Genomic DNA, 23,101 nt, shown 5'->3' on the forward strand with positions numbered 1-23,101 from the left:
TTTGCAGCCACAACTGCATCTTAATGAATTAATTTATAAAACTTATGAGTAAGCAAGTAGAAAAAATCAAGCAGCTGATTGCAAAACGCGAAGAGGCTCGCCTTGGCGGTGGCGAAAAAGCCATAGACAAGCAGCATGAACGCGGGAAATACACAGCTCGCGAACGTATCGACATGTTGGTGGACGAAGGTAGCTTCGAGGAATATGATATGTTCAAACTACACCGTTGCCACAACTTTGGTATGGAGAAGAAGCAATACTTGGGCGATGGTGTCGTAGCCGGTTCTGCTACCATTGACGGTCGCTTGGTTTATCTTTATGCACAGGATTTCACTGTAAACGGAGGTTCACTGTCGGAAACAATGGCCCAGAAAATCTGCAAGGTCATGGACATGGCGATGAAGATGGGCGCTCCGGTTATCGGAATGAACGATTCGGGCGGTGCACGTATTCAAGAAGGTATTTCTGCACTTGCAGGCTTCGGAGAAATCTTTGAACGCAATATTCTTGCCAGCGGCGTGATACCACAGATTAGTTCTATCATGGGTCCGTGTGCCGGTGGTGCGGTGTATTCGCCTGCATTGACCGATTTCACGATTATGACCGAAGGTACGTCTTACATGTTCCTGACTGGTCCGAAGGTGGTAAAGACCGTGACAGGAGAAGAAATTGATGCCGAACATTTGGGTGGTGCAAGCGTTCATGCGAGCAAGAGTGGTGTTACACATTTTACGGCGAAGACCGAGGAAGAGTGCATGGAACTCATCAAGACACTGCTTTCCTATATTCCGTCGAACAACACGGAGACTGCGCCGCGCATAGCGTGCGACGACCCCATCGACCGCAAGGAAGATTTGCTCAACGAAATATTGCCGGACGACCCCAATAAGGCCTACGATATGTATAAGGTCATCGGTGCCGTCGTTGACAATGGCGAGTTCTTCGAGGTTCAGCCCAAGTTTGCCAAGAACATTATCACGGGTTTTGCCCGCTTCAATGGGCAGAGCGTGGGCATCGTGGCCAACCAGCCTGCAGCTTATGCCGGTGTGCTCGACGTGAATGCCAGTCGAAAGGGCGCCCGCTTCGTGCGTTTCTGTGATGCGTTTAATATTCCTATCGTCAGCCTTGTGGACGTTCCGGGCTTCCTCCCCGGCACGGGCCAGGAATATAACGCCGTCATTCTGCATGGTGCACAGTTGCTTTATGCCTATGGCGAGGCTACCGTGCCAAAGATTACCATCAATCTTCGCAAGAGCTACGGTGGTTCGCATATCGTGATGGGCTGCAAGCAGCTTCGTTCTGACTTGAACTTTGCATGGCCCACAGCCGAGATTGCCGTCATGGGTGCCGGCGGTGCCGTGGCCATTCTGTGTGGCAAAGAGGCAAAGAAGGTCAAGGAAGAAGGTGGCGACGTGAAGGCTTTCCTTGCCGAAAAGGAAGACGACTATACGGAGACGTTCGCCAATCCGTATCAGGCCGCACAATTCGGTTATATCGACGATGTCATCGAACCACGCAACACGCGCTTCCGCATCTGCCGCGGTCTGGCGCAGCTTGCTACTAAGCGCGAGGGACTTCCGGCCAAGAAACATGGCTGTATGCCGATGTAACATCTAAAAACGTAAGATGATGGATAAGAATATTTATGCAGCCATTGCCATGGCACTCTATGAGTTCGAAGGCAATAACGTTCACGACAACGAACCGGGCAAAATAACAATTGCTCCACGTCATACAATGTGGAACGCCAAGTTCTTGTCATTCACAAAGAAACCATAAACATAGAATATGAAAGCGTTTAAATATACCATTGAAGGTAAAGATTATACCGTAACCATCGGCGAGATCGATGAGAACAATGTTGCCAGCGTAAACGTGAATGGTGACGATTTCAAGGTTCAGATGGAGAAAGAAGCCGAACCGGAAAAGAAGAAGGTCGTATTGGGAAAAGCTGCTGAGACCGAGGAAACGGAAGCCGCTCCCACGGCTAATGTCAACACCAATAATGCTGTCAAGGCACCGTTGCCCGGCACCATCACAGCCATCAACGTTGAAGTTGGACAGGAAGTGAAGGCTGGCGATGCCGTCGTCGTACTCGAAGCGATGAAGATGGCCAACAACATCGAAGCAGAGAAGGACGGAAAGATTACGGCCATCTGCGTGAAAGTGGGTCAGAGCGTGCTCGAAGAAGACCCGCTTGTGGTGATTGAATAGGTTGATAGAACCACTATTTATAAACAAGAGAGCCGCGTCTATTTTAAATTAGAGGCGGCTCTCTTTTGATTTAGATGTGGTTCTAATTCTTCAACATGGCACCTTGCCGGATATTCTTTTCTTTCAGATAGCGGTGAAGCAGATTGGTGAACTCATAATTCTTCAGCCCCCACTTGGGCGCAATGAGCAAATCGGCAGGCGACTGACTGACAAATCGCTCCAATACCAACGTAGGGCGCAGTCGAGAAAGATAAGCGGCAACGAGTCTGATATACTCCTCTACGGAATAGACATGGAAAGGCTGGCGAAGATATTCAAAGGCCAGTTGGGTTCCGCGAATGATTTGCATCTGATGAATCTTGAGTATATCGAGCGGCAAAGACGATATAATCGGCGCCTGACGAATGCTCTCTGCTGCATCTTCGCCGGGGAGACCGAGAATGACGTGCCCGCCACATAAGATGCCGCGCGCGTGCGTCTTCTCAACGGCCTCACGGCAGCAAGCGAAATCGTGTCCGCGGTTTATCCGTGTCAATGTTTGGTTGTTTACGCTCTCTATCCCATACTCTATGAGCACGAAAGTACGCTTGTTCAGTTCGGCAAGACGGTCTAAGAGCGCATCACTGATGCAATCCGGGCGCGTTCCGATGACGAGTCCGACGACATCTTCCACCCGAAGCGCTTCCTCATATATAGTCATCAGCTCGTTCAGAGGCGCATAAGTGTTCGTGAAAGCCTGAAAATAGGCGAGGTATTTCATGTCGGGATATTTGCGGGAAAAGAAGGCTTTCCCTTCTTCCAACTGTGCGGAAACAGACTTCTGTCGGTCACAATAGGCGGGATTAAAAGTGCGGTTGTCGCAATAGATGCACCCTCCTGAACCAATTCTCCCATCGCGGTTAGGACAAGAAAACCCCGCATCGATGCTGATCTTCTGCACCCTGAAAGGGAATTTGGTCCTTATCCATGAAGAGAAATCATTGTAAAAGCTGTTCATAGCATGCAAAGTTATGAAAAAAGCAGGCAATAAGCAAGCTGTTCTCATCGCTTTTTAGTAACTTTGTCAACAAAACAACACTTCAACAGCTATGAACAAACTATTCATCATGTGCGTAACGATGCTTTTAGCCTCATCTCAGCTGATGGCCAACGATAAGATTACACTGAAAGACGTCACCGGACAAACCTTCACTGCACAGTCTGTCACGAAAATAGAACCTGTCAATGGCACTGATTTATATGTCGGCATGAGCGATGACGGCAAGCAAATCATCGAATATTCATTCAAGACCGGCAAACAGACACGTACACTTTTCGATGTGTCTCACACGCAAGGCGAACAAATCAAACAGCTTGAAGGCTTCGTACTTTCGCCCGACGGAAGGAAACTGTTGATACAAACCAATACAAAGAAGATTTACCGACGCTCATTCACGGCTGACTATTACATTTATACCCTGCAAAGTAGAAAACTCGAAAGGCTTTCTGCGGGTGGTCCGCAACAGGTACCCACATGGTCACCCGACGGTAATCAGATTGCTTTTGTCAGAGACAACAACATCTTCCTCGTGAAACTCCTCTACGACAATGCTGAAAGTCAGGTCACAAAAGACGGCAAGCAGCGTGAAATCATCAACGGTATTCCCGATTGGGTCTACGAAGAAGAATTCTCCACCAGCCGTTCCCTCTGTTTCACGGCCGATAGTCGCATGCTTTGCTGGCTTAAATACGATGAGAGAAAGGTCAAGGAATATTCCTTGCAGATGTTTATGGGCAGTCACCCCACGCTGAAAGCCAATGAAGTATATCCCGGAACCTACACTTATAAGTATCCCAAAGCCGGCGAAGACAACGCCATCGTTTCGGCGTGGAGCTTCGATATTCAAAGCCGAAAGACTAACAAGCTGCAAATTCCCGTTGAATCCGATGGCTATATGCCAGGAATCAGACCTACTGCTGAGCCCGATCGTATCATTATCTTCACGATGAACCGTCATCAGAACGTCCTGAACCTCTATGCCGTCAACCCTCGTACCACTCTCTCTCAACTACTTATCAAGGAGAATTCGGAGAAATATATAAAGGAAGAAGTGCTCGGAGGCATCATTATCGGCCAAAACAACATCTTACTTCCAAGCGACCGCGACGGCTATATGCACCTTTATATATATAGCATGAACGGAAGTCTTACCCGGAAAGTCGGCAATGAGAATGATGATATCACCCGCGTATATGGTTATGATGAACCAACCGGCGACGTTTATTATCAGGCAGCAGCCGTCAGCCCGCACGACCGGCAGGTGTTTGTCAGCCACAAGAACGGCAAGGTCGAACGATTGACCAACGAAAATGGCTGGAACACGGCAGTCTTCTCGGGCGACTATAAATACTTCCTCAACACATGGAGCAACTATAACACGCCTTATGTATGCACAATCCGCAACAATGACGGGAAGATTCTCTCAACACTTGTAGACAATAAAACGCTGAAAGAAAAGCTACAGGCCTATGGTTTCAACGGGCGCGAACCGTTTTCGTTCACCACCGCTGAAGGTATCAAACTGGACGGCTGGATGGTCAAGCCCGAAAACTTTGATGCCCGCAAGAAATATCCTGTCATCCTCTTTCAATATGGCGGCCCGGGAAGCCAGCAAGTCATCGACGCATGGAATGCAGGCTCTATGGGAAATGGCGGTGCTTTCGACTATTATCTTGCACAGCAAGGGTTCATCGTCGTCTGCGTTGACGGACGTGGCACAGGAGGACGCGGAGCCTCGTTTGAGAAATGCACTTATCTGAAACTCGGCGTGCTTGAAGCGCGCGACCAAGTTGAGACGGCTTTATGGCTGGGCCAGCAAAGTTATGTCGATAAAGACAGGATAGGCATTTGGGGGTGGAGCTTCGGAGGCTTCAACACGCTGATGAGCATGAGCGAAGGACGCGCGGTCTTCAAGGCAGGAGTAGCCATTGCGCCACCAACCGACTGGAGATACTATGACACCGTCTACACGGAACGCTATATGCGCACGCCAAAAGAAAACGGAACCGGCTATGATGCCAACCCCATTCAGCGTGCAGACAAACTTCATGGTGCCCTACTCATTTGTCACGGATTGGCCGACGATAACGTCCACCCGCAGAACACGATGGAATATACAGAAGCCTTGGTGCAAGCCGACAAGGATTTCAAGGAGAATCTCTATACCAACCGAAACCATGGTATATATGGAGGAAACACAAGAACGCATCTGCTTCGGCAGATTTCGGCTTGGTTCATGGAGCATCTCAAGTGACCCATCTGCATTAAATTCGCCTTTGAGGCAGTAGATATTCCGTGAATAAAAAGACATCGCGCCCACGATGCCGGCCATGTGTCTTCACATTAGATTCTCATTGCATTCATTCTGAGAATTTATTTCAGCTATTTTACCGTCTCATCTCAATCATTTTACCGCACAATATGGCTGAGGTTAGGCGGTAAAATGGCTGAGATTGCCAACCAATGCGACCAAGGCTGCAAAACAGGCAATAAGTTTTGAGCTTGTGCGTTAATCAAAAAGATATGAGAATAAGAATTTGTTTGATAGCGCTGCTCTTTGCTTCTGTGTTTCAACTTCAGGCACAGAGCGTATCGCTTCACGGGAAAATAACCGACATAAACGGTAAACCTATCGAATTTGCAAGCATCAGCAGTCAGGGAAAACTCACCTTTTCGTCCTTAAAAGGAGAGTTCTCTATGACGCTTCAAAGTGCAGACTCCGTGGTCGTGAAGTTCTCAATGATCGGCTATAAGACGAAGACGCGTATCTTGCGGCGGCCAAAAGGGACGCAAAGACTGATGGTGACGCTTCTTGAAGAGGAGAATACGCTTGAGACTGTCGATGTGAAAGGACAGAGAATACAGACCGGGCAGAACCAACAATTGAGAAAGGAAGACCTCAAACAAATCAATGCTGCCAACGGTAATGGCGTGGAAAGGTTTGTTCAGTTGCAAGCTGGCGTGTCCACACACAGTGAACTCTCGTCGCAATACAACGTCCGTGGTGGGGCGTTCGACGAGAACAGCGTCTACATCAATGGCAATGAGGTCTATCGTCCGTTCCTTGTAAGGAGCGGACAACAGGAAGGCTTGTCGGTCATCAACCCACACATGGTTGACAATATCGATTTCTCTACGGGTGGATTTGCAGCGAAATACGGTGATAGAATGTCATCGTCTCTTGATATCACCTATAAACAACCGAAGCGTTTCGAGGCTACGGTTGCTGCAAGCCTGATGTCGGCTGACGTCTATATCGGTTTTGGCCATCAGAACTTCTCATGGACTAACAGCTTCAGGTACAAGTCAACCGCAAATCTCTTAGGTTCATTGGAGACTTCGGGAGAATACAAACCCAAGTTTCTTGATTATCAAACTTATCTGCACTATGCGCCCAACCAACGATGGACGGTAGACGTTATAGGAAACATCAATCAGAATCGCTTCGACTTCTATCCTGAGTCAAGAGAAACATCATTTGGTACGTCACAAAACGTGAAGTCGTTCCGCGTTTACTTTGACGGACAGGAGAAGGACCTCTTCAAGACTTACTTTGCATCGGCCACCTTGACACGCCATTTCAGCAAGAATACGCGGCTGTCCCTTACTGCCTCGGCCTTCAAAACAAACGAAAGAGAGCAATATGACATACAGGGACAATATTGGTTGACGCAAACCGAGACAAGTCGGAGGCTGGGTGTAGGTACCTATTTCGAGCATGCGCGCAATTATCTCAAGGCACAAGTCAAGGCCGTTAAACTGATGTTGCAGCATAAGACAGCCAAACATCATTTCGAAGGAGCCATCTATTTCAAGAAAGAGCGCATCGAAGAGCACAGCAATGAATATGAAATGCGAGACTCAAGTGGCTACAGCATTCCGCATACCGGAAAGGATCTGAACCTCATCTACGCACTACGCGCACAAAACAAGATGACTTCCGACCGCTTTGAAAGCTATTTGCAAGACACATGGCACTTCACAAGTGCCGGTGAGCATACGCATTTCACGCTGAACTACGGCATTCGTATGAGCCATTGGAGCTTCAACAAGGAGACTATCGTTTCGCCACGCCTTTCGCTCGGTATTATTCCTCCGTTCAATAACCACGTTACGCTACGCTTTGCAACGGGACTTTACTATCAAGCGCCCTTTTTTAAGGAATTGAGAGACACGACAACGGTGAACCATATCACGGTGGCCCGCCTCAACGACAAAATCAGAAGCCAGCGTTCCATTCACTTCATTGCCGGCTTTGACTATCATTTTATGATGAACAAACGACCGTTCAAATTCACGGCAGAGGCGTATTACAAGATTCTGAATAATCTTATCCCCTATTCCATCAACAACGTAAAAGTGATATATCACGGAACGAACAGCGCCACCGGGCATGCAACGGGCCTCGACCTGAAACTTTATGGCGAGTTCGTGCCCAACACGAATTCATGGATAAGCCTTTCGCTCATGAATACGAAGATGCATCTCCACCATGCAAGCATACCGTTGCCGACCGATCAACGCTATGCGCTGAACATGTTCTTTACGGATTATTTCCCGGGAACCGACAAATGGAAAGTAGCATTGGCAATGAGCTATGCCGACGGCCTCCCGTTCTCGACGCCACATAACGAACTTGGGCGCAATTCCTTTCGTGCACCGGCCTACAAACGCGTGGATTTGGGCATGAGTTATCGCCTGCTTGACAACACAAAGCAAGAAAGCAAGCTGATTAAAAACATTTGGCTCGGCATGGAATGCCTCAATCTTTTCGGCATCAGCAACGTCAACAGCTATTATTGGATAACCGATGTCACGAATGTACAGTATGCCGTCCCGAACTATCTCACGGGCAGAATGCTCAACGCGCGACTGACCGTTGATTTCTAAGCGTCTTCTTTCTTCACCGGCATATCGGGCAGATGGAACTGATAACTTCTGTTGAACACCTCTTCGACCTTGTTGATTTCAAGGAAAGTGGTACCGCCGCCCTCTCCGAAACTACCGCTCAAGTAAGCAATCTTGTCCTCTTCTTTGATGTAGCCTTTCTGGCGCAGCATGCGCAAAGCCGCAAAGAACATATACTGCGAGCTGACCTGTTCGCGCTGGTAAATGGGAATGACGCCGTAGCTGAGATTGAGCCAGCGCTGGGTTTTCTCGTTATAGCAGATCGCCAAGACGGGAACCGGACCACGGAATGCTGCCAAATTGCGTGCCGTCTGCCCCGTCTCGCTGTCGGTAATGATGCCCGAAACGCCCAATTTGCGGGTGGCGTCGATGGCTGCATGGGCAAGGAAAGCACGCTGGTCAAGCTCATCGTCAGACCAAGGCACTGCAATATCATTGATATGCGACTTGTCTTTCTCGGCCTGCTCGGCTATACGGGCCATCGTCTGAACGGCCTCGAGCGGATATTTGCCGCTTGCGGTCTCGCCACTGAGCATCAGTGCGTCGGTTCGGTAATAGATGGCATTTGCGATATCGGTCACTTCGGCCCGCGTCGGACGCGGGTTATTGATCATCGTGTGGAGCATCTGCGTCGCCACGATAACGGGCTTGCGCTTCGCCACACACTTGCGGATAATCTGACGCTGAATACCGGGAATGCGCTCGATGGGCACTTCTATCCCGAGGTCGCCGCGCGCAATCATGATACCGTAAGAAGCATCGATAATTTCATCGATGTTGTCAACACCTTCTTGGTTCTCAATCTTGGAGATAATCTTAATGTCACTATGATGTGCATCAAGAATTTGTTGTACTTCCCTCACATCGCTCGCGTTTCTGACAAACGAATGCGCAATGAAATCAATATCCAGCTCGATAGCCAAAAGAATATTCTGCTTGTCTTTCTCGGTAAGCGCAGGCAAGTCGATGTGCTCGCCGGGGATATTCACGCTCTTGTGCGCCCCCAGCACGCCCTCGTTCTGTACCTGGGCAACCAGCATCGGACCGTTATTCTCGATGACCCGCATGTCGAGTTCGCCGTCATCGAACAGGATATCGTCGCCCACGCGGACATCCTTCGTGATGTCGCGGTAGGACACGTTCACGATGTCATGCGAACTGTCCATTTCGGGCCGCCCGAATATCTTCACCACGTCGCCCACCTTGTATTTCAAAGGAGCATCCACGCCCGTGGTGCGCACCTCCGGTCCCTTTGTATCAATCATGATACCGATATGGGGCGAAACGGCACGCACATTCTTCACGATGTTGCGTATGCCGTCGGTCGTTGCATGGGCCGTATTCATGCGAACGACATTCATTCCGGCAAAGAAAAGCTTGCGGATGAAATCCTGTTCACATCTGCGATCGCTTATCGAGGCCACTATTTTCGTCTGTTTCATGTTGCTATCTTGAATTTTCCCACAAAGTTAGCTGAAATCTCGCACAATACAAAGTATTCCGCACGAGTTTTATTTCTTTTTACGAATTGAACGGCCGCTCACGGACGGGAGAAACCATCTGCCCGCCCATCAGAGCCGCCTCTCTTTTCAATTAGAGCCGTCTCTCTTTTCAATCAGAGCCGCCTCTCTTTTCAATTAGAGCCGTCTCTCTTTTCAATTAGAGCCGCCTCTCTTTTCAATTAGAGCCGCCTCTGATTTAATTCCGACGCGGCACGAAATCAATTCCGATGCGGCACGAAACGAATTCCGACGCGGCACGGAGAAACGCGAGAGGGGGATCTCAATGAAATGAGAGGGGGATCTCACGCTCGTGAGACCCGGGTCTCGCGACGCTGAGAGGGGGATGTCGTGAAAAGCACTTATACGCCTCGTATAAAATAGAGCCAGATGATGATGCCGATGACCACCACGGCCACGATGGCTTTGAAAAGGCAACTTGTCACTTTCTTGATGACGAAAAAACCGACAACTATCGCTGCCAGCATAAAAATGTAGTAAAGGAAATTATTCATAAATCGCTATTTGAAAATTCGGAGAAACGAAGCAGGTATCGGCGTCTCGAACGTCATCGCTTCATGCGTGACGGGGTGGCGGAAGCACAGCACATAGGCATGAAGACACAGACGCCCGACCGGGTCGTCGCCGCAGCCGTATTTGGCATCGCCGCAAACGGGGTGCCCCATGTCTGCGGAATGCACGCGGATTTGGTTCTTTCGGCCAGTCTCCAGCTTGTATTCCACCAAGGAATAGCCGTTGCGACGGTTCAAAACGTGAAAATGAGTCACGGCGAACTTTCCGCCGTTGTCCGTCGGAGAGGAATAGGTGAAGTAGGCCTTATTGTCTTTCAGCCATCCGGAAACGGTCCCTTCGGTCTGCTCCATCTCGCCCGACACCACGGCCACGTATCGGCGGTCGTAAACGATGTCGTGCCAATCCTGCTCCAAAAGCAATTCCGTCTGCTTGTCCTTGGCGTAAATCATCAGTCCGCTCGTGTCGCGGTCCAGTCGGTGGACGACGTGGGCCGTGCATTTCTGCCGACTCTTCTTGAAATAATCGTCCAGCAGGGCCTTCACGTTGAGCGAGGCGTGACCGGCAGCCATCGACAGTATGCCGGCGTTCTTCTCCACCACGACCAAGTGGCGGTCTTCATACACAATCTTTACGTATCGGTTCTTGAAGATGTCGTTGTTGCGCTTGGTCTTGCTGAAAGTGATTTTCGTTCCCGCCGTCAGCGGATAATCAAATTGTGTGACGGTCTTCTTGCCCACCTTTACGCCGCGGCCTTGAAGCGTCTGCTTGATTTTCGACTTGCTGAGGTGCTTCACGTTCTCCAGCAGCCATTCCAGCAGCCGCCCGTCACGCTCAACGACATAGTTGGCGTATTCGCCGGGCTTGTCATAGCTGTTGCAGCGCATCATAAGCTTATCTTTTTCTTCACGGTCTTGCTCTCGTTGCTCATTCTGTCAACGGCGGTAACGACATAAGTGTAGCGCGTGCGGCCGTCGGCATAAGGCATTTTGTAGTGGCAGTCGGGAGTGATGGCCACGATTTTCGACGGATCTTCGGTGTTGATACGCTCTCCCTTGTCAAAGCGATATACAACATAGCGCACTGCCTCGTCGGCCCACTTTTTGGCTTTTGGGGCCTGCCAAAACAGCACGTAGTCCCCGTTTGCCCATACGGGCATCACATGTTTGGGCTTTTTGGGTGCCTTGTTGTCTATGAAAGGCATCTTGGGCTGCAAGGCGGGATACTTCCAATATCCGGTGCGCATGGCCGAAGCGTAATTGCCGATGTTGTCGCAGAAAGACTTTGCATACCACAGCACGGTGCCGTTGACATGCCGCATCTCTCTGTGCAATCTGCGTTTGGCTTTCAGCTGATGACTGTTTGCATCTTGTGGGTCGGCATATTTTACGGTTCGTTCCACGTCTTCACCGATGTATAGCGGACGGTTGGCTGCATGACTGTCCCACCATCGAATGAGCTCATCATAATCGGCTGCGGGATGCCCTATTTGCCAATAGAGCTGAGGTGCGCAGTAATCCACCCAGCCATTATTGACCCATAAGAGCACGTCGGCATATAAATCATCGTAATTCTGTAGGCCTTTCGTGTTGCTTCCTGCAGGAGAATTGCTCTTGTTCCGATAGATGCCAAAAGGCGAGACACCGAATTTCACCCATGGCTTTACATTGTGTATGCTGTCACACAATTGCTTCATGAACAGATTGACGTTATACCTTCGCCAATCTCCCCTGTCCTTGATGCCGTTGCCATAAAGCGCATACTCTTGGTCGTCAGGTATGGCCTGCCCTGCGGCCGGATAAGGATAGAAGTAGTCGTCAATGTGGAAACCATCAACATCATAGCGGCGCACGATGTCGCTTGCTATTTTACAAATGTATTCCCGGTTCTCCGGTTGCCCCGGATTAAGAATCAGCTGGTTATCGTAAGCAAACACAGCTCCCGGTTTTCTTATGGCAATATGATTAGATGCCAATGTATTAGTGGTCTTTGTCTTTGCACGATATGGATTGATCCATGCATGAAGTTCCATTCCGCGCTTATGGCACTCGCTTACCATCCATGCCAAAGGATCCCAATAGGGCTGTGGGGCTTTTCCTTGTTGCCCTGTCAAGAAACGACTCCAAGGCTCATAAGGACTTGCATATAATGCATCACACTCTGCTCTGACTTGGAAAATAATGGCATTGACTCCATCTTTATTCATCTCATCTAACTGACGAGTCAACATCTGTTGCATTCCATCTTTCCCCAATCCGAGGAACTGACCATTCACACACTGAACCCATGCGCCACGGAATTCACGCTTCTCTTGACTTTGCATTTCTTGAATTCCTGCCAGCAGTAAAATAAACGCTAAAAATATATTACGCTTCATCTTGTTTTTATTTTCCGTGGCAAAAATAATAAAAAAATATGAGTTCGATATAAGCCCCATCGAGAAAAAACAGGAAAAACTGCGTCTCTGAAGCATCAGATTAACGGAAAACAAAAAAAGAACACTCGTCCGACGGCTCGGAAGATTGTAAAACAAAAAAAGAACGCTTGTCCGACGGCTCGGTTGGAAGCTAAATAGAAAAAGAACTGTTATCCGAGGCCTCAGATGTGAAATTAATTAACGGAAAATGCTATCCGAGGCCTCGGATGTAAAATTAATTAACAGGAAATACTATCCGAGGTCTCGGATGGAAGAAAAAGAAAGATTAAACTGTTTTCCGAGGGCTCGGAAGATAAAAAATACAAAAAGAAACTGTCGCCCGACGCCGTAGAACCATCGGGAGGGCTCTTTTACCCCGAGCTGGTATAGTCTGTTTCTCATAATCATACTCCTCCTCTAAGCGCGATTCGCTTCCGTTAAAAGAAACAAAAAAAACGGGAAAAGGCTTTGAAACTATTGGGAAATATTGTATCTTCGCGTCAATTATGATATTAAAGTATCGGATTGTTTCCGAGAAATATATTTTTGATTTGTTTTAGTAGATTAGTTTTTAAAGTAGTTTGTTTTTGGAAATCGGTTGTCGTGACGACATCCGATTTTTTTGTTTATTCACTTTGATGTTTATTCCTTTATTCCTATCTTTGCAGCATGAAAATTAAAATCGATTGGAAACATGTGGTATTGTTGGCCTTCGTGGCCTCGTTGTTGCTTTACGTCACGCGGTCGTTCTTCATGTCTTTGGGCATCATGATGATACTGCTGCTCATCGATGCGCTGTTGGTACAGTGGGAAAACAATCGGAAGAACAGGAATAAATACAAGTAATCATGCAGCAACTGACAGCACTTTACGTGCGCTACACGGGTGAGGAACCGGCTTCGATAGCGCAGATACCCGGTGCGGGCAGCAATCGGCAATACTTCCGTTTCGTGGGAAACAACGGTGAAAGCATCGTCGGTGTGATTGGAACGAGCCGCGACGAGAACCACGCTTTTATCTATCTCGACCGCCATTTCATGCTGCGCAGGTTGCCCGTTCCTCGTGTCTTGGCGGTGAGCGACGATGAGTTGCGTTACCTTCAGACCGACTTGGGGCACACGTCGCTGTATGATGCCATCAGCGGAGGGCGTGAAGCGGGTGGCCGTTACAACCAGAAAGAGCAGCAACTTCTTGTTTCTGCAATTCGGGAATTGCCCAATTTCCAGATGCGCGGTGCACGTGGACTCGATTGGAACAACTGTTATCCGCAGCCTGAATTTGATGAGGAAAGCGTGTTGTTCGACCTCAATTACTTCAAATATTGCTTCTTGAAGGCCACCGGACTTGATTTTCATGAGTTGAAACTTGAAGCCAATTTCCGTATGTTTGCCAAGGACTTGACGGCCGAGAGCGGTGAGAGCTTCCTCTATCGCGACTTTCAGGCACGCAACATCATGCTTGACAGCGACGGCAATCCCTACTTTATCGACTTCCAAGGTGGCCGAAAGGGTCCTTATTATTACGACCTTGCTTCTTTCCTTTGGCAGGCATCTGCCCACTATTCCTTCAAGCTTCGCCGTCGCTTGGTCTATGAGTATTACGACGCCTTGAAGCAATATACAGAGGTTCCGAGCGTGCGCCATTTCGTCAACAGACTGAGTCTTTTCGTGCTGTTCCGCCTGCTTCAGGTGCTTGGAGCATACGGTTTCCGCGGTTATTTCGAAAGGAAGAAGCATTTCCTCGACTCCATTCAGCCGGCAATGGATAATCTCCGAGAGCTCTTAAAAATGAGTTCCGGCATGTTTCCTTACCCTTATCTGATGGATATGTTGCGGCGTCTGACCGAACTACCGCAGTTCACACAGATTGAGAAACCGGCCATGTCGCGTGCCGATGGCTATAAAACAACCGATAGTAAAGTATATGAAGCGCACCCTCAAGACGGTCCGGCTACGTTCTCGAAGTATGACGGTAAGGGGCCGTTGGTCGTTCGGGTGAATAGCTTTTCCTATCGCAATGGCATTCCGGACGACCCTTCCGGAAACGGCGGAGGTTATGTCTTCGATTGTCGGAGTACGCATAACCCCGGACGATATGAGCCTTATAAGAAGCTCACAGGGCTGGATGAACCCGTCATTCGCTTTTTGGAAGACGATGGCGAAATCCTTTCTTTCCTTGAACATGTCTATAAATTGGCCGATCATCACGTAACCCGCTATCTGCAACGTGGCTTCACCAGTCTGATGTTTTCATTCGGTTGTACGGGTGGTCAGCATCGTTCGGTCTACAGTGCCCAGCATCTGGCCGAGCATATTCACCAGAAGTTCGGCATAGAAGTGCAGCTCGAACATCGTGAACAGCATATCCGACAGGTATTGAATGCAAAGAATTAAAGTCGTAAGTTCACAGAACAATCACAATTGACGCATAAAACAGAAGATGATGCAAGCAATGATATTCGCAGCAGGCTTGGGAACTCGCTTGAAACCGCTTACCGATCGTATGCCGAAAGCATTGGTAAGGGTAGGGGGGAAGCCGTTGCTTGAGCGCGTTCTCTTTCGATTGAAAGATGCCGGATTTAGCAGAATCGTCATCAACGTGCATCATTTTGCCGACCAAATTACAGACTATCTACGGGAAAACGATAATTTCGGGCTCGATATACACATCAGTAACGAGACTGAATTGCTTGAAACCGGAGGCGGCATCAAGCGGGCACGTCCGCTCTTTACCCTTGATGCGCCCGTCTTGATACACAATGTGGACATCTTGAGCAATGTCGATTTACGGGAGTTTTATACATCAGACCGCAAAGTGATGTGTGCTTCGTGTGGTGTTCCGCATGAAATGGCAGGTGCAGTGCTGCTTGTCAGCCGGCGAAAGACCAAGCGTTATCTGCTTTTCAACAATGAGATGCGTCTCGTGGGTTGGGTGAACATCGAGACAGGAGAGGTGAAAAGCCCTTACAAGGAAGTGCATAAAGCAACGCTTGATGACTTGCAGAAGCGTTTCCACATGTATGCTTTCTCGGGCATACACTCGTTTTCTCCGCAGCTGTTCCCATTGATGGAAGCCTACCCCGACAAGTTTCCTATCATGGATTTCTACTTGCAAAACTGCGACCGCGTAGCTATCAAGGGCTATGTGAAGGCAGATTTGAAGTTGATGGACGTGGGAAAACTCGACACGCTTGAGCAGGCTGAGGCTTTCATCGAAAGCCTACATCAATAACGAAATAACATTAATCATCATATAATCATTATGCAACAGAAGATAATCATTCTTGACTTCGGTTCACAAACCACGCAGCTTATCGGCCGTCGTGTGCGCGAATTGGACACCTTCTGCGAGATTTTTCCCTACAACAAGTTCCCAAAAGACGACCCGGATATCATCGGTGTCATCTTGAGTGGCAGTCCTTATTCCGTCCATGACAAGGAAGCTTTCAAGGCAAACTTGGACTTGTTCGTTGGCAAATATCCCGTTCTGGGCATCTGTTATGGCGCACAATATATCGCTCATGCCTATGGAGGAAAGGTTGAACAAACCGGAACGCGCGAGTATGGTCGTGCCAATTTGGAGACAATCGACATGGATTGTTCTGTGTTCAAAGGCTTCGAGAAAGGCTCACAAGTGTGGATGAGCCATGGAGACACGATAACTTCCATTCCCAAAGGCTTTCATGTTACCGGCTCGACCGGCGACGTGAAGTATGCAGCCTTTGCCAACGAGGCCGACCGCGTGTGGTGTGTTCAGTTCCACCCCGAGGTATATCATTCCACACAAGGCATGCAGTTGCTCCGTAATTTCGTGGTAGACATCTGCGGAAGCAGGCAGGAATGGAGCCCTGCTTCATTCGTTGAAAGCACTGTTTCTGCGTTGAAAGCACAGTTGGGTAACGACAAAGTGATCCTCGGTTTATCGGGAGGTGTTGACTCATCTGTGTGTGCCACCTTATTAAATAAGGCCATCGGGAAGAACCTCACCTGTATTTTCGTGGACCATGGCATGCTCCGAAAGAACGAGTTCTCCAAGGTAATGGAGGCTTATCAAGGCTTGGGACTGAACGTAATTGGCGTTGATGCAAGTGAGAAGTTCTTCAAAGACCTTGAAGGAGTGACCGACCCTGAAGAGAAACGTAAGCTTATCGGCCGCGATTTCGTAGAGGTGTTCAATGCCGAAGCCAAGAAGATTAGCGATGCCAAGTGGCTGGCTCAGGGCACAATCTACCCCGATCGTATCGAGAGTTTGAGTATCACGGGCATGACAATCAAGAGCCATCACAACGTAGGAGGGCTGCCCAAAGAGATGAAACTCAAGCTTTGTGAACCCTTACAGTGGCTCTTTAAGGACGAAGTTCGACGTGTGGGTTATGAATTGGGTATGCCGGAACGTCTCATCAAACGGCATCCGTTTCCCGGTCCGGGCCTTGCCGTTCGCATCTTGGGTGACATCACTCGCGAGAAAGTTCGCATTCTTCAAGAGGCCGATAACATCTATGTTGAAAAGCTACATCACTACAAAATGCCCGACGGAACGCCTCTTTATGACAGCGTATGGCAGGCAGGTGCCGTGCTGCTTTCAACCATTCGATCGGTCGGAGTGATGGGCGACGAGCGCACATACGAGCACCCTGTGGCCCTCCGCGCCGTGACTTCGATGGACGCCATGACTGCGGATTGGGCGCATTTGCCTTATGATTTCATGGCAGAAGTGTCCAACGAGATTATCCGAAAGGTGAAAGGTGTCAACCGTGTTTGCTATGACATTTCTTCGAAACCGCCTTCGACAATAGAATGGGAATAGGCGTTTGCTGCTCTTGTTTTGTCAAAACAATATCAGAAAAAACGGGGTTGAAAATCTGTCAAATAGAATTCGGATGGTTGAAAATACGTGGTTGCAAGGAGAAGCTTGTGAGGTTTTGAGTTGCAAAAATATGGTTTTTCGTGCAAGTGATAAGGTTTTGCATGCCAACTCGCTGCATTTCGCTGCTTGTTTCAGCCATTTAAGCACCTAATCTCAGCTATATTGCACGCTGAAATGAGCCATATTGTATGGTGAAATGGCTGAGATTGCATCACAATATGGCTCGGTGTGGTAAACTGCTGAGCGAATGTAGGGACGCACGGTTCATGCGTCCGCTCTAACAATCCTGTATATTCGGTTTCCCTTTTCATTTGAGCGGACGCACGAACCGTGCGTCCCTACCTCTTTATTTCAGCCATATTTCGCGTAGAAGTGGGTATATTGCACGGTGAAATGGCTGAAATGACGTGTCTTTTTAGCCTGAATTCTTGTTTGATTATCGTAAAACTCTGATAACAAGTGGATTATAAAGCTGTGAAAACCGGGCTTGTTTTGATCGTGATAGGACTTCGTGAACGATACGAAAGCATTTTGTAAATAATTTTGTGGTTGCAATGTATGCGTCTTTCGGAGGTGTGTTTCCCGATTTGGATAATTCATTTTAATTGCTTAATTTTGCTTCATAGAATTGGAATTTATAGGGAACATGCCGGGAAAAGCTAAGGAACGGGCACACAGAAACAAGACGCTCAGCGTGTCGGAAGCAGAACGTCCGATGTTGGAGTCGCAGATTTGCAGTCTTGATGACTTGAAGTCAAACTTCCATGACGACATGGTTGTGCATGGAGATTTGCTTGAATGCTTGGATTTTATCCCTGATGCATATTTTGATCTGGTGATTATCGACCCACCGTATAATTTGGATAAGGATTTCAACGGACGTCGGTTCTCGGCTATGGACACCGAGGCTTATGAGGAATATCTGCACAGTTGGTTTGGTAAAGTGTGTGATAAATTGAAAGAGACGGGCTCGCTTTACATGTGTGGAGATTGGAAATGCACATCAGCCATGCAAAGGGTGGTAGAGGAAAAGCTGACGATTGTGAACCGAATCACGTGGCAACGGGAGAAAGGACGGGGCGCAAAGGCTAATTGGAAGAATGGAATGGAAGATATTTGGTTTGCAGTCAAGAACCTGAAGCGTTATTATTTCGACGTTGACTCGGTGATGGTCAGGCGGAAGGTCATGGCTCCTTATAAAGAGAATGGGGAACCCAAGGATTGGGAGGAGACACAACAGGGGAATTTCCGGCTGACCTATCCTTCTAATTTCTGGGATGACATCAGCGTTCCTTTTTGGTCTATGCCCGAGAATACGGATCATCCAACGCAAAAGCCCGAGAAATTATACGCAAAGTTGGTGCTTGCTTCTTCGAAGAAAGGCGACAAGGTGTTCGATCCGTTTCTTGGCAGCGGCACTTCGGCCGTCGTTGCAAGGAAACTCGGCAGAAGTTTCTGTGGCATAGAGGTCAATCGGGAGTATTGTCTGTGGGCCATAAAGCGGCTCATCAATGCCACTTCCGACCCAATTATCCAAGGATATGCCGATGGTGTCTTTTGGGAAAGGAACTCTTTTGGCTTTCAAAAGCGGGCATCAACGGCCAAAACTCATAATGGGAGCCGTAAGAAATGATGCTTATCTATCTCATTGAACGGTGTTTATGCCATAAAAGCCCGAAACCGAATGTACGATTTCGAGCTCTTATAAGGCCTGAATAGAAATCGTTTACTTGTTTTTCAGCAGGTCACGTATCTCTGTCAGCAACTTCTCTTCAGCTGTCGGTTCGGGGTTCGGAGCCGGAGTTGCAGACTCTTCTACCTTCTTTTTAGCCAGTTTGTTGATGCCTTTCACCAGCAGGAACACGCAGAAAGCGATGATGATGAAGTCGAATGTCGTCTGCAGGAAGTTGCCATAGTTGATGGAAACGCCCTCCATCTTCTCTACACCGGGGATTTCTACGGTCGGAAGGGTAAGCTTTAGGTCGGTAAACTTCACGCCTCCGATGAGCCAACCGATAGGCGGCATGATGATGTCATTGACGATTGAAGTGACGATTTTACCGAAAGCACCGCCGATGATCACACCGACAGCCATGTCGACTGCATTGCCTTTCACGGCAAAGTCTTTGAATTCTTGAATGAATTTACTCATGTTTGTTATATTAATAATGTGTGCTTAGGTGTAAATTTGTAAGCGGTTCGTTTGCCATATAGAGTTTACAATCTCCTCAATGATGAAATCCTGTAGCCTTATATATGGCATAGAACCCGATTTTTTAATATATTTAATACACCTTGCGCCTGCAAAAATAAAAAAAATATTGTATCTTTGCAATCGTAACAGACAAAATATTGATTAAAAGATATTGTTTTATAAACCTTTATAAAAATTAAAATTAAAAATGGTAAATGTAGCTATTAACGGCTTTGGCCGTATTGGTCGTCTCGCATTCCGTCAGATGTTTGAGGCAGAGGGTTATGAGGTTGTTGCTATCAATGACTTGACAAGTCCTAAGATGTTGGCTCATCTCTTGAAGTATGACACTGCACAGGGTGGCTTCGCCGGCAAGTTCGGTGAGGGCAAACACACTGTTGAGGCAACAGAAGACTCTATCATTGTTGATGGAAAGGAAATCAAAATCTCTGCAGAAAAGGACGCTGCCAACTGCCCATGGGCTGCCAACAAGGTAGATGTTGTCCTTGAATGTACAGGTTTCTACACTTCTAAGGAGAAGGCTTCGGCTCACTTGAAGGCTGGTGCAAAGAAAGTTGTTATCTCGGCTCCTGCTGGTAACGACCTGCCTACTATTGTGTACAACACCAACCACAAGACTTTGACCGCAGCTGATACCGTTATCTCTGCAGCATCTTGCACCACCAACTGCTTGGCTCCTATGGCTGCAGCATTGAATGCATACGCTCCTATCCAGAGTGGTATCATGTCTACCATTCACGCTTACACAGGTGACCAGATGATTCTTGACGGTCCGCAGCGCAAGGGCGACCTCCGTCGTTCACGTGCCGGTGCATGCAACATCGTTCCTAACTCAACTGGTGCTGCCAAGGCTATTGGTCTTGTTATCCCAGAACTGAACGGTAAGTTGATTGGTTCTGCACAGCGCGTTCCGACTCCTACAGGTTCTACAACAATCCTTGTTGCCGTTGTTAAGGGTAACAACGTTACTGTTGAGGGAATCAACGCAGCCATGAAGGCAGCTTCAACTGAAAGTTTCGGTTACACAGAGGATCAAATCGTTTCTTCAGATATCATCGGTATGCGTTTCGGCTCATTGTTCGATGCAACTCAGACCATGGTAAGCAAGATTAGCGATGATTGCTATCAGGTACAAGTTGTTTCTTGGTATGACAATGAGAACTCTTACACTTCTCAGATGGTTCGTACGATCAAGTACTTCGCTGAGTTGAAGTAATACCACGTACAAGTCATCAGCTTCTTTTCCTTTTTAGGAAAGAGATCGCAGATAAATATAATCCCTGCCGCTTTGTCGGCAGGGATTTTTTTGTTATTTTTGTTGGCATGAAGCATGGAAACAGTGATATGAAGAGCTTTGAGACGATAGACAAAGCAGGCTCTTTGATAACGATTTTAGGTCCGACTGCATCAGGAAAGACAAGTCTTGCTGCGCATCTGGCGTATGAAATAGATGCCGAGCTCATCAGTGCTGACAGCCGACAGGTTTATCGTGGCATGACCATTGGAACGGGAAAGGATTTAGAGGATTATATGATTAAGGACCGACAGATACCTTATCATCTGATAGATATCTGCGAACCGGGAACGAAATACAATCTCTTTCGCTATCAGGAGGACTTCATAAAGGTATATGCCGACATGATGAAGCGTCGAAAACAAGCCATTCTTTGTGGCGGAACCGGGCTGTATATAGAGTCTGTTCTCAAGGGATATCATCTTTCTCCCGTTCCTCAAAATCAGGAATTGCGCGATGCTTTAGCGGATAAATCGCTTGAAGAGCTGACAGAAATGCTGAAGTGTCTGAAGGAACAAAGTGACAGCACGATGCATAATAAGACCGATGTAGACTCCTGTCAGCGTGCAATCAGGGCGATAGAGATTGAAACCTACAATCTTGAACACCCCACGGAGGATAGAACGTTCCCTGTAATAGAATCCATCATTATCGGTGTGGCTATTGACCGTGATGCCCGTCGTGCCAAGATTAGCAGGCGTTTGCGGAAACGGCTTGACAGTGGAATGATAGATGAGGTCAAGGGATTACTTGATTCGGGGATTCCTGCTGCAGACCTTATTTATTATGGTCTGGAATATAAATATATCACGGAATATATAATAGGGAAAATCGGTTTTGAAGAGATGTTCCGTAGACTTGAAATCGCCATTCATCAGTTCGCCAAACGGCAGATGACATGGTTCAGAGGAATGGAACGCCGTGGCTTTACGATACATTGGGTTGATGCACTCTTACCAATGGAAGAGAAAGTGGGCATGATTAAGGAACTGATAAACGCAAGGTGAAGTCAACCTAATTGGCTGATTTTTTTCAGTTCTTCGCCATTGACGATTTTGATTTTACGGCCATCGATAGCAATAATTTTTTCGTATGCAAAGGAAGATAGGGTTCGGATGGCATTGCTGGTCGTCATGTTGGACAGACTGGCCAAGTCTTCACGGCTCAAATAAATGCTCAATGTATAGCCATCTTCTTCGGTTCCATAATTATTCTTGAGCAGCAACAAAGCTTCGGCCAGCCGTCCTCTGATGTGTTTTTGGGTCAGATTGACCGTCCTGTCGTCGCTATGGCCTAATTCCTTGGAGAGATGTTTTAGGTAAAAAAAACTGATATTGAAGTTCTCTTTCATCAGTTGGACAATGACATCCATATCAAAGAAAACAATGGTAGACTCTTCGAGTGCCATGGCTGCGGTTTTGTAATCTTCTGCAGCAAAGTAAGCTCTGAAACCGAAGAACTCCATAGGTTTGATTGCCCGTATAATTTGACTTCTGCCTCCAATACCCATTTTGAAAACCTTGACCTTGCCTTGATAGAGCAGCATCATACGCGTGGGACCGTCAAAATCCTTGTAAATAAGTTGATTTTTCTTGAATGACGTTATCTGTATATTATCGAGAAGAGTGTTTTGATGTTCTTCCGAAAGAGGGCCCCATAATTGTGAGAGAGAATAAATGATTTCACTCTTATTGTTATTTTGCATTTCCGCCATGAAAAGTTTTTTAAGCTACAACCTTTTTAATTTTGGTTACAAATATACGAATAATCTTTCAATAAATAATTTTTTTAAACGAAAATATATTATAGACGCAGAGGTAAACGGGAGAAAGTCTTCCGGCAAGAATTCCGCCGAGAGTCAAAATAAAGAAAATATGTCGGCGGGAATACCGATAGTGGTTAAAAGGCAAAAGAAGTGTAGGATTGCCGCACTCTGACAGCTAAACGTTAAGAAAAGCATAGGATTGCCGCACTCTGACGGTCAAACGTTAAGGAAAGTATAGGAGTGCGGCACTCTGACAATTAAACGTTAAGAAAAGTATAGGAGTGCGGCGCTCTGACAGTTAAACGTTAAGAAAAGTATAGGAGTGCCACACTCTGACAGTCAAACGTTAAGAAA

The 23,101-nt window shown here is 47.6% G+C and carries 19 protein-coding genes; 12 read left to right on the top strand and 7 right to left on the bottom strand.

The window, feature by feature from the left end; all coding sequences use genetic code 11:
- The first annotated feature begins 44 nt into the window (after positions 1 to 44).
- Genes HMPREF9944_RS11510 through HMPREF9944_RS11515 form a run of 3 tightly spaced genes read left to right on the top strand, consistent with a single transcriptional unit; the run spans position 45 to position 2,214 of the window.
- Positions 45 to 1,610: an acyl-CoA carboxylase subunit beta gene (locus HMPREF9944_RS11510; RefSeq protein WP_008566496.1), complete on the top strand. Its 1,566-nt coding sequence runs from the start codon at positions 45 to 47 to the stop codon at positions 1,608 to 1,610.
- A gap of 19 nt (positions 1,611 to 1,629) precedes the next feature.
- Positions 1,630 to 1,779: a hypothetical protein gene (locus tag HMPREF9944_RS13045; protein ID WP_172634004.1), complete on the top strand. Its 150-nt coding sequence runs from the start codon at positions 1,630 to 1,632 to the stop codon at positions 1,777 to 1,779.
- A gap of 9 nt (positions 1,780 to 1,788) precedes the next feature.
- Positions 1,789 to 2,214 carry an acetyl-CoA carboxylase biotin carboxyl carrier protein gene (locus HMPREF9944_RS11515; RefSeq protein ID WP_008566498.1) on the top strand — a complete coding sequence of 142 codons (426 nt, stop codon included), beginning with the start codon at positions 1,789 to 1,791 and terminating at the stop codon, positions 2,212 to 2,214.
- Between the two features lie 82 nt (positions 2,215 to 2,296).
- On the opposite strand, the gene HMPREF9944_RS11520 is transcribed toward HMPREF9944_RS11515, so the two are convergent.
- Positions 2,297 to 3,211 carry a TIGR01212 family radical SAM protein gene (locus HMPREF9944_RS11520; protein WP_044113702.1) on the bottom strand — a complete coding sequence of 305 codons (915 nt, stop codon included), beginning with the start codon at positions 3,209 to 3,211 and terminating at the stop codon, positions 2,297 to 2,299.
- Between the two features lie 91 nt (positions 3,212 to 3,302).
- On the opposite strand from HMPREF9944_RS11520, the gene HMPREF9944_RS11525 reads away from it, so the two are divergent.
- Positions 3,303 to 5,507, top strand: a complete 2,205-nt coding sequence (locus HMPREF9944_RS11525) for a S9 family peptidase (RefSeq protein WP_008566500.1) — start codon at positions 3,303 to 3,305, stop codon at positions 5,505 to 5,507.
- A gap of 269 nt (positions 5,508 to 5,776) precedes the next feature.
- Positions 5,777 to 8,143, top strand: coding sequence for a TonB-dependent receptor (locus HMPREF9944_RS11530; protein WP_044113703.1), 2,367 nt, complete (start codon positions 5,777 to 5,779; stop codon positions 8,141 to 8,143).
- On the opposite strand, the gene pyk is transcribed toward HMPREF9944_RS11530, so the two are convergent.
- From pyk to HMPREF9944_RS11545, 4 genes are all read right to left on the bottom strand, one after another.
- Positions 8,140 to 9,603, bottom strand: coding sequence for a pyruvate kinase (pyk, locus tag HMPREF9944_RS11535; protein ID WP_008566502.1), 1,464 nt, complete (start codon positions 9,601 to 9,603; stop codon positions 8,140 to 8,142). The genes HMPREF9944_RS11530 and pyk overlap by 4 nt on opposite strands.
- A 419-nt stretch (positions 9,604 to 10,022) precedes the next feature.
- A complete protein-coding gene (locus tag HMPREF9944_RS13150) occupies positions 10,023 to 10,175 on the bottom strand; it encodes a hypothetical protein (RefSeq protein WP_008566503.1) in 153 nt (50 codons plus the stop codon).
- Positions 10,176 to 10,181: 6 nt separating this feature from the next.
- Positions 10,182 to 11,081 (bottom strand): RluA family pseudouridine synthase, encoded by a 900-nt coding sequence (locus tag HMPREF9944_RS11540; RefSeq protein ID WP_008566504.1) that lies wholly within the window; start codon positions 11,079 to 11,081, stop codon positions 10,182 to 10,184.
- Complete coding sequence (locus tag HMPREF9944_RS11545; protein ID WP_008566505.1) at positions 11,078 to 12,568, bottom strand: glycoside hydrolase family 10 protein; 1,491 nt, start codon at positions 12,566 to 12,568, stop codon at positions 11,078 to 11,080. The genes HMPREF9944_RS11540 and HMPREF9944_RS11545 overlap by 4 nt, the downstream gene beginning before the upstream one ends.
- A gap of 708 nt (positions 12,569 to 13,276) precedes the next feature.
- Between HMPREF9944_RS11545 and HMPREF9944_RS13155 the strand changes: the two genes are divergently transcribed.
- The 5 genes from HMPREF9944_RS13155 to HMPREF9944_RS11565 all read left to right on the top strand — a co-directional run bounded on the left by HMPREF9944_RS13155 (position 13,277) and on the right by HMPREF9944_RS11565 (position 19,106).
- Positions 13,277 to 13,453, top strand: coding sequence for a hypothetical protein (locus HMPREF9944_RS13155; protein WP_008566507.1), 177 nt, complete (start codon positions 13,277 to 13,279; stop codon positions 13,451 to 13,453).
- A gap of 2 nt (positions 13,454 to 13,455) precedes the next feature.
- Positions 13,456 to 15,000 carry a RapZ C-terminal domain-containing protein gene (locus HMPREF9944_RS11550; protein WP_008566508.1) on the top strand — a complete coding sequence of 515 codons (1,545 nt, stop codon included), beginning with the start codon at positions 13,456 to 13,458 and terminating at the stop codon, positions 14,998 to 15,000.
- A 46-nt stretch (positions 15,001 to 15,046) separates the two neighbouring features.
- Positions 15,047 to 15,838 carry a nucleotidyltransferase family protein gene (locus HMPREF9944_RS11555; RefSeq protein WP_008566509.1) on the top strand — a complete coding sequence of 264 codons (792 nt, stop codon included), beginning with the start codon at positions 15,047 to 15,049 and terminating at the stop codon, positions 15,836 to 15,838.
- Between the two features lie 30 nt (positions 15,839 to 15,868).
- The gene (guaA, locus tag HMPREF9944_RS11560) at positions 15,869 to 17,413 is read left to right on the top strand and encodes a glutamine-hydrolyzing GMP synthase (RefSeq protein WP_008566510.1); all 1,545 of its coding nucleotides are present in this window, start codon (positions 15,869 to 15,871) and stop codon (positions 17,411 to 17,413) included.
- Positions 17,414 to 18,119: 706 nt separating this feature from the next.
- Positions 18,120 to 19,106, top strand: a complete 987-nt coding sequence (locus tag HMPREF9944_RS11565) for a DNA-methyltransferase (protein WP_008566512.1) — start codon at positions 18,120 to 18,122, stop codon at positions 19,104 to 19,106.
- A 93-nt stretch (positions 19,107 to 19,199) separates the two neighbouring features.
- Here HMPREF9944_RS11565 and mscL read toward each other — a convergent pair whose 3' ends face one another.
- Positions 19,200 to 19,625 carry a large-conductance mechanosensitive channel protein MscL gene (mscL, locus tag HMPREF9944_RS11570; protein WP_008566513.1) on the bottom strand — a complete coding sequence of 142 codons (426 nt, stop codon included), beginning with the start codon at positions 19,623 to 19,625 and terminating at the stop codon, positions 19,200 to 19,202.
- Positions 19,626 to 19,875: 250 nt separating this feature from the next.
- On the opposite strand from mscL, the gene gap reads away from it, so the two are divergent.
- On the top strand, positions 19,876 to 20,904 hold the full coding sequence (gene gap, locus HMPREF9944_RS11575) for a type I glyceraldehyde-3-phosphate dehydrogenase (RefSeq protein ID WP_008566514.1): 1,029 nt from the start codon (positions 19,876 to 19,878) through the stop codon (positions 20,902 to 20,904).
- A gap of 128 nt (positions 20,905 to 21,032) precedes the next feature.
- Positions 21,033 to 21,989, top strand: a complete 957-nt coding sequence (gene miaA, locus HMPREF9944_RS11580) for a tRNA (adenosine(37)-N6)-dimethylallyltransferase MiaA (RefSeq protein WP_008566515.1) — start codon at positions 21,033 to 21,035, stop codon at positions 21,987 to 21,989.
- 2 nt (positions 21,990 to 21,991) lie between these two features.
- On the opposite strand, the gene HMPREF9944_RS11585 is transcribed toward miaA, so the two are convergent.
- Positions 21,992 to 22,696, bottom strand: a complete 705-nt coding sequence (locus HMPREF9944_RS11585) for a Crp/Fnr family transcriptional regulator (RefSeq protein ID WP_044113704.1) — start codon at positions 22,694 to 22,696, stop codon at positions 21,992 to 21,994.
- Positions 22,697 to 23,101: the final 405 nt, after the last annotated feature.

It is taken from the genome of Segatella maculosa OT 289 (genome assembly GCF_000243015.1).
In the GTDB taxonomy this organism is placed as follows: Bacteria; Bacteroidota; Bacteroidia; order Bacteroidales; family Bacteroidaceae; genus Prevotella; species Prevotella maculosa.